Origin of the sequence: uncultured Leptotrichia sp. (genome assembly GCF_938036635.1) — a bacterium.
GTDB lineage: Bacteria > Fusobacteriota > Fusobacteriia > Fusobacteriales > Leptotrichiaceae > Leptotrichia > Leptotrichia hongkongensis.
This window is the reverse complement of record NZ_CALHQO010000074.1, coordinates 1-7,175: the sequence shown is the minus strand read 5'-3', so window position 1 is coordinate 7,175 and position 7,175 is coordinate 1. Positions and strand designations below refer to the sequence as shown.

Annotated in this window: 4 protein-coding genes and 1 pseudogene; 1 reads left to right on the top strand and 4 read right to left on the bottom strand. The window is 32.5% G+C overall.

Annotation, left to right across the window (positions count from 1 at the left end; genetic code table 11):
• Nucleotides 1-2,172, bottom strand: a 2,172-nt coding sequence (locus Q0370_RS01385; protein WP_299571086.1) for a phosphoketolase, incomplete at its 3' end; no start/stop codon positions are given.
• A gap of 70 nt (nucleotides 2,173-2,242) precedes the next feature.
• On the opposite strand from Q0370_RS01385, the pseudogene Q0370_RS01380 reads away from it, so the two are divergent.
• A pseudogene (locus Q0370_RS01380) lies at nucleotides 2,243-2,875 on the top strand (NAD(P)-dependent oxidoreductase); the annotation flags it as partial.
• A gap of 53 nt (nucleotides 2,876-2,928) precedes the next feature.
• Here Q0370_RS01380 and Q0370_RS01375 read toward each other — a convergent pair.
• The 3 genes from Q0370_RS01375 to Q0370_RS01365 are packed head-to-tail and all read right to left on the bottom strand — an operon-like array spanning nucleotide 2,929 to nucleotide 6,732.
• Nucleotides 2,929-3,636, bottom strand: a complete 708-nt coding sequence (locus Q0370_RS01375; protein ID WP_299571084.1) for a biotin--[acetyl-CoA-carboxylase] ligase — start codon at nucleotides 3,634-3,636, stop codon at nucleotides 2,929-2,931.
• 50 nt (nucleotides 3,637-3,686) lie between these two features.
• Nucleotides 3,687-6,191, bottom strand: a complete 2,505-nt coding sequence (locus Q0370_RS01370; protein WP_299571081.1) for a DegV family protein — start codon at nucleotides 6,189-6,191, stop codon at nucleotides 3,687-3,689.
• 46 nt (nucleotides 6,192-6,237) lie between these two features.
• A complete protein-coding gene (locus Q0370_RS01365; protein WP_299571078.1) occupies nucleotides 6,238-6,732 on the bottom strand; it encodes an HAD family hydrolase in 495 nt (164 codons plus the stop codon).
• Nucleotides 6,733-7,175: the final 443 nt, after the last annotated feature.

Here is a 7,175-nt window from a genome sequence, read left to right as displayed (position 1 = left end):
CATATCGAATGGAGTTGTGATATCACCATTTTCACGATAGCCGTGGAAAGCAACGTTATGATTGTGACGGTAGTAGAAGATGTCACGTAATAGGCCTTCATAACCATGGAAAGCAAAGATAACGGGCTTGTCTTTTGTAAAGTAAGCATCAAATTCATCATCGCTTAAGCCACGAGGATCTACCTTAGGACTACGTAACTTCAAGATATCAACAACATTGATGAAGCGAATCTTCAAGTCAGGTAATTTTTCATGCAAGATAGAAATTGCAGCTAAAGCTTCTAAGTTTGGTTCTGTACCAGCAGCAGCGATAACTACGTCTGGTTCAGCATTCTTATCAGTTGAAGCCCAATCAATAATCTTCAAACCTTTATCAACTAATTCCTTAGCTTCTGCAGCTGAGTAGAATTGTTGACGTGGGTGCTTAGAAGCAACAATCAAGTTAATCTTATCGCGATCATTAATAGTCTTGTCGAATACAGCCAATAATGAGTTAGCATCTGCAGGTAAGTATTCACGAATATATTCAGGTTTCTTATCAGCTAAGTGACCTAAAATACCAGGATCTTGGTGTGTGTAACCATTGTGATCTTGTTGGAATACAGTAGATGTAGCAATAACATTCAATGATGGAATTGATGTACGCCAAGGTTGTTCAGTTGCTTTGCGTAACCACTTGAAGTGTTGTGTCAACATAGAGTCAACTACACGCAAGAATGATTCATAACTTGCAAAGAAACCATGACGACCAGTCAAAACATATCCTTCTAAGAAACCTTCAGCTTGGTGTTCTGATAATTGAGAATCAATAACTTGACCTGATGGAGCTAAGTATTGATCGTTAGGTTCCTTAATTTCAGCTAACCATTGACGCTTAGTTACGTCAAAGATAGGTGCCAAACGGTTAGACATTGTTTCGTCAGGACCAAAGACACGATAGTTATGACGGTTATCAGAAAGTACTTTTTCAAGATATTTACCTAAAACAGTCATATCTTGAGCAACTTCTTTACCTGGAACAGATGTATCAACAGCAAAATCACGGAAATCAGGCTTGATAACTTCTCTGATTAATTTACCAGGGTTCGTGTGAGGGTTAGCAGCCATACGCTTGTCGCCCTTAGGTGTGATTTCAGCAATTTCAGCTTTCAACTTACCACTTTCATCGAATAATTCTTCAGGTTTATAACTTTCAAGCCAGTCAACCAAAGCATCAGCATGTTGCATATCATTTTGGTCAACAGGAATTGGAATTTGATGGGCACGGAATGATTTTTCAATTGGTTCGCCATCCCATTCTTTAGGACCAGTCCAACCTTTAGGAGCACGGAAGATAATAACAGGCCATGCTGGAAGACTAGGATCGTTATTTTCACGAGCATTCTTTTGAATAGCCTTGATTTCTTCAATTGCTTCATCCATTGCTTTAGCCATTGCAGGATGCATCAACTTAGGATCATCGCCTTCAACAAAGATTGGATGCCAACCCATACCTTCAAAGTACTTAGTCAAAGTTTCATCACTTTCACGAGAAAGGATAGTAGGGTTAGAAATCTTGAATCCGTTAAGATCTAAAATTGGTAGGACAGCACCATCATGAATAGGGTTGATAAATTTATTAGATTGCCATGAAGCAGCTAATGGACCAGTTTCAGCTTCACCATCACCGACAACTGCAGCAACAATCAAATCAGGATTATCTAAAACTGCACCAACAGAGTGAGAAATAGAGTAACCTAATTCGCCACCTTCATGAATAGAACCTGGTGTTTCAGGAGCAGCATGAGAAGCTACACCACCTGGGAAGGAGAAACGTTTAAATAGACGCTTCATGCCTTGTTCATCTTGAGAAATTTCAGGATAAATTTCAGAGTAAGAACCATCAAGATATGAGTTAGAAACCATAACTTGACCACCATGACCTGGGCCTTCAACATAGAACATATTCAAGTCATATTTGTTGATGACACGGTTCAAATGGGCATAAATGAAGTTTTGGCCAGCGATAGTTCCCCAGTGACCAATTGGTTTAACCTTAACGTCTTTTGCCTTTAAAGGACGGCGAAGTAAAGGATTATCTTTTAAGTATAATTGACCAACTGAAACATAGTTAGCAGCACGCCAATAAGCATCTAATTTATCTAAGTATTCTTGGGATGAATAATCTGTCATGAGTGTACCCTCCTAATTAATAAATCTGTTTTTTCTTTAATAATTAACTTTACAAGTAAATAATAACGCTTTTTTATTAAATCAAAGAGCTCCCCAGAAATTAGCAGAGTTTTCTAAACAGATGAACGCAGTTTTTGTAACTTATTCTACAGATTTTGTATTTGATGGAAAAAAAGAAACGCCTTATATTGAAGAGGATGTCCCAAATCCACTTTCTAAATATGCAATTTCAAAATATGAAGGAGAAAAAGCCGTTTTAACTGATTGGGAAAAATCATTTGTAATAAGAACTTCATGGCTTTTTGGTAAAAATGGAGAGAATTTTAATACACAGGTCATCAACTGGAGCAAGACTCGTGATAAATTAAGTATTGTTGATGATCAGATTTCCGCACCTACTTATTCAAAAGATTTGGCAGAATTTTCATGGAAATTGATACAAACTGAACAGTTTGGATTGTATCATATTACAAATAATGGAATTGCCAGCAAATATGAACAGGCAAAATATGTGCTTGAAAAAATAGGTTGGAAAGGAACTCTTGAAACTGCGAAAACAGAAGATTTCAATCTTCCTGCCAAAAGACCACATTTTTCAAAATTATCTTCCGAGAAGGTGGAAAGACTTCTTGGAGAAAGGATTCCAGACTGGAAAAGTGGAATTGACAGATATTTAGAGGAAATGGAAATAATTAAAAAGTAATATAAAAAGGAATATTTTTCTATATGTTGATTAGAAAGATATTCCTTTATTTTTTATATAACTTTAAATTCCAGCGAGGCAAATTTTAATTCATCACTATCTCCTTTGGAAATTATAGAAATCTTTCCTCTTCTGTCTACACGAAGGAATTTATATTCTTTATCTAAAAATTTCCCATTTTTCTTAATTAATATTTTCTTATTTTTTAGGTAACTGTTTTCATTTACAACCATTAATATATTTTCCCATTTTTTGTTAAGATTATAGAATTCATTTTCAAAGGCTGATACTACATCTTCTATTATATTTTGTACTGAATGAGTTTTTCCAGTAATTTCTACAAGTGAAACGGCTTTTTCACGGAATATTCCAAAATCGGTGTTATTAACATTTATTCCAATTCCTACTATTATATATCCTCTTACTTTTTCGCATAGAATTCCACATATTTTTTTATTTTCATAATAAATATCATTTGGCCATTTAAAAGTCAGTTTTTCGTTATTTTTTATATAGTTTTTAAGAACTTTGTAAACAATGTAGCCAGTAAAAATTGTTATTTTTTCATCTAATTCAGAATTATTATCTGCAACAGCAAAGGAGAAGAGTGCGGCTCCTTCATTTGAAATCCACACGCTTTCTCTTTTTCCTTTACCATCTGTTTGCTTTTTTGCTACGATGACTTCAAATTCTTCTATTCTTAATTGTCGCCTTAAATAAGTATTTGTTGAATTTATTTCATCAAAAAATTTAAATTTCAAAGATTTACCTCTTTCTGCTTATCTGATTTTAAAATTTAATTTTATAACCACTAACTTAATCTTGGGAATATAAATATTCCGTAAACTGGGCCTGCATGGGCTCCAATTACTGCTCCAATTTCTCTATTTAATATTAATGAACTTACTTTTGGATTATTTTCCACTTCTGAATAAATTCTTACTACATTTTCAAGTTCTGTTGGAGTTCCTCCCCATCCACTCATAAGAACGACACTTTGTTTTTTACTTTCACGTTCAATGTATTTTTCAATGTATTTTTGGGCATTACGTTCACCTAGAACTTTTTTCTCAACTGTAACTTCTCCTTGGTTTACAGTTAAAATAGGTTTCATATTTAATGCTCCTGCTATTGTTGAACTTGCTTTTCCTATTCTTCCACCTTTTTCAAGATATTTTAAGTCTGGAATAATCATAAGAAGTTTTCCTTTTGTTCTAAAGTTGTTTACCCAGTTGATGATTTCAGTAAAGCTTTCACCCCTTATAGATTTTCCTGCAGCACCTAATACAAGGAATCCCTGTAGTAATGAAGCTCCTAAACTGTCAATCAGTTCGATGTCATTTTCTCTATTTGTCAAGCTTCTTCCAACCTTAGCGGCTTGTATTGTCCCACTTAGTTTTGAAGATGGATGAATTGAGATAATTTTTTTGTATCCTTTTTCAAATAGTTTGTTGTAGGCATTTAAAAAGTCCTGTGGCGATGGCTGTGATGTTTTTATTGTTGCATCATTGTCAAGCATTTCGTGCCAAAATTCAGATTTTGTAATTTCTATTCCGTCTCTATAAAGTTCACCATTTATATCAATTTTCAAAGGTACAATTTTTATTGGCAGCCCTTCAATATCTTCATATGTCAAGTCTGATACAGAATCTGTCAGAATAGCTATTTCAGGCATATTAGGGTCTTTATTTTCAATGTACAGGTAATAATAGTAATTTTCTTGATTTCCATTAATAATAGCAGTCTTTATTCCAGATAATTTTTCTTCAATATTTTTTTGTGATTCTTCATCTTTTTCATTTCCACTTACTACAACAGCTGTTATTGTATTTTTAGTTACTAAATCAGCTAATATTGTGTCTGTAATATCTTTTAATGATTTTTTTGCATATTTTATTTTTCCATTTACAAGTGCTATAAAATCATCTTTTGTTATTGTCAAGTTTTCTACTTTTGTATCTCTTACAGCTTTTGTGATTTCCACAGAATAGTTTCTTGCGGCAGATTCTTTTACTTCATCGATGTCATTTTCCTTGTTTTTTAAGAAATAATATCCATCAAGCATTGTCTTGGTATCTAGAACCATTACCGTTTTTTGAGATTTTTCGGCTGCCATTTTAGCTGTTGTAATGACATTTTTATTATTTGGCAAGACATAAACGTTTTCTTTTTCAGTTTTGTCAATTGCATTTAGTATTTCCTGAACACTTGGATTTTTACTTTGCCCTCCAAGAATTACAACATCTGCACCGATTTTTAAAAATTCATCCTTTAAGTTTTCAGAATCAGCCAAAATTACAAACGCAGATTTTGTTTTATCAATTTTTGGATTTACAAAGATTTTAGCTTCATCTCGTTCGCTAAAAATTTGAAGATTATCGTGCTGCAGTTTCATATTTTCTATCTTCATTTTTTCAAGAGGCCCATATTCAAGCGCTATTTCCATTGCTTTTCCAGGATGGTTGGTATGAATGTGAGTCTTGAATTTTTTGGAAGTTTGTGCAAATACTGCAGAATCCCCTAATTCAAGCACACGCTTTTTATATTCTTCCGTGTCAAAGTCTCCATTTAGGATAATGTATTCTGTACAATATTGAAAATGTATGCTTTCAGGATCGTGATTAATATTTGCTATTGTTTTATCAAATTCATTTTCTTTAACTTGAGCCTTTTGTAATTCAACTAGCAGATTCAGTTCTGTTGCAACTTTATAGAATCCTTCAAAAAAGAAGAACAGTCCCTTTCCTCCAGCATCAACTACTCCAGCCTCTTTTAATTTTGGCAGTAGTTCAGGCGTTTCTTCTACTGCTTTTTCTCCAGCCACAACAATTTCTCTTAGAAATTCTACTAAATCTTCAAATTTATCTGCACATTCCATAGCTTTTTCAGAAATTTTTCTAATAACTGTCAAAATTGTTCCTTCTATCGGTTCGCTTACAGCACTATAAGCAGTTTCCTTAGCACTCAAAAGAGCTTCAGCGACATCTTTTGGAAGTAATTTAACTTTATCTCCAATACCTTTTAAAAATCCTGTAATTACTTGTGATAAAATTGTTCCAGAATTTCCTCTAGCTCCCATTAATACAGCCTCTTCAACTACTTCTATTAATTCAGGCATTTTTATTTTATCATCTGTTTTTTCTTCCAGATCATTTATCATTGAATTCAATGTCATTGACATATTGCTTCCTGTATCTCCGTCAGGCACAGGATAAACATTTAGTTCGTTTAATAGCTCCTCATGTTTTGTAACCCATTTTCCTCCGCCAATGAATACTAGTTTTAGTCTCTTGGCATCTAGATATTTTATTGCCATTATTTCCTCCTAAAAAATAATTTTTTGATTAAATTTTTCTTTTATATTATTTGACATTTGCCAAAAATTTTTGAAATAAATTTTCTCTTTTTAAAATAGTTTCTATGAACTCCCTTACAGCTCCTTCTCCACCATTTTTTGTTGAAACAAAGTCAGCGATTATTTTTGCTTCATTTACTCCATCTAACGGTGTCCCTGAAAAACCAGATTTTTTCATAATTTTTATATCATTGAGATCATCACCCATATAGGCGATTTCTTCTTTTTGAAGACCTGATATTTGCATTATTTCATCTAAAATAACAGTTTTTTCTGAAATACCTTGATATAAGTATTTTATGTTTAATTTTTCGGCACGCTTTTTTAATAGTTCTGATTCTGCACCTGTAATAATTCCAAATTCAATGCCTAATTTTTGTGCATTTAAAATAGCGTAACCATCTTTTACATTGAATTTCTTTAATTCTTCTCCGCTATTTCCAAGGTAGATACCACCATCAGTAAGTGTTCCGTCTACATCAAGTAAAATTAATTTTATCATTTTCTCTCCATTTTTTATTTTACAGTTTACTAGTATTATACCATAATATATGCTTATTGTTCAAATTTATTTTGTAAAAATCAAGCTGAAAATTATTAGACAAAAAGTGTTAATGAATTATTTTGGAGTATAGCTGTAAATTTTGACTATTAAGCTGATTTGAAGAATGATGCAATTTTTACTTCACAATAGTATTATTTCTTTATAACAAATTTAATCTTTCATAGAATATTCTTTTAATTATTTTTTTATGAAGGTCATTGACTTTCGCCAAAAATGTGGGATAATATTAATGTAGGGAGAAAATAATGTTGAATATTATAGACGATTATTATATAGAAAAATAAAAAAATCAATTATAAAGTTGCGATTTTTTAAAGTTAAGATTAGATTTTTTATGTTAACTATTCCAAGTAGAATCATTATAAATTTAATGTTACCCT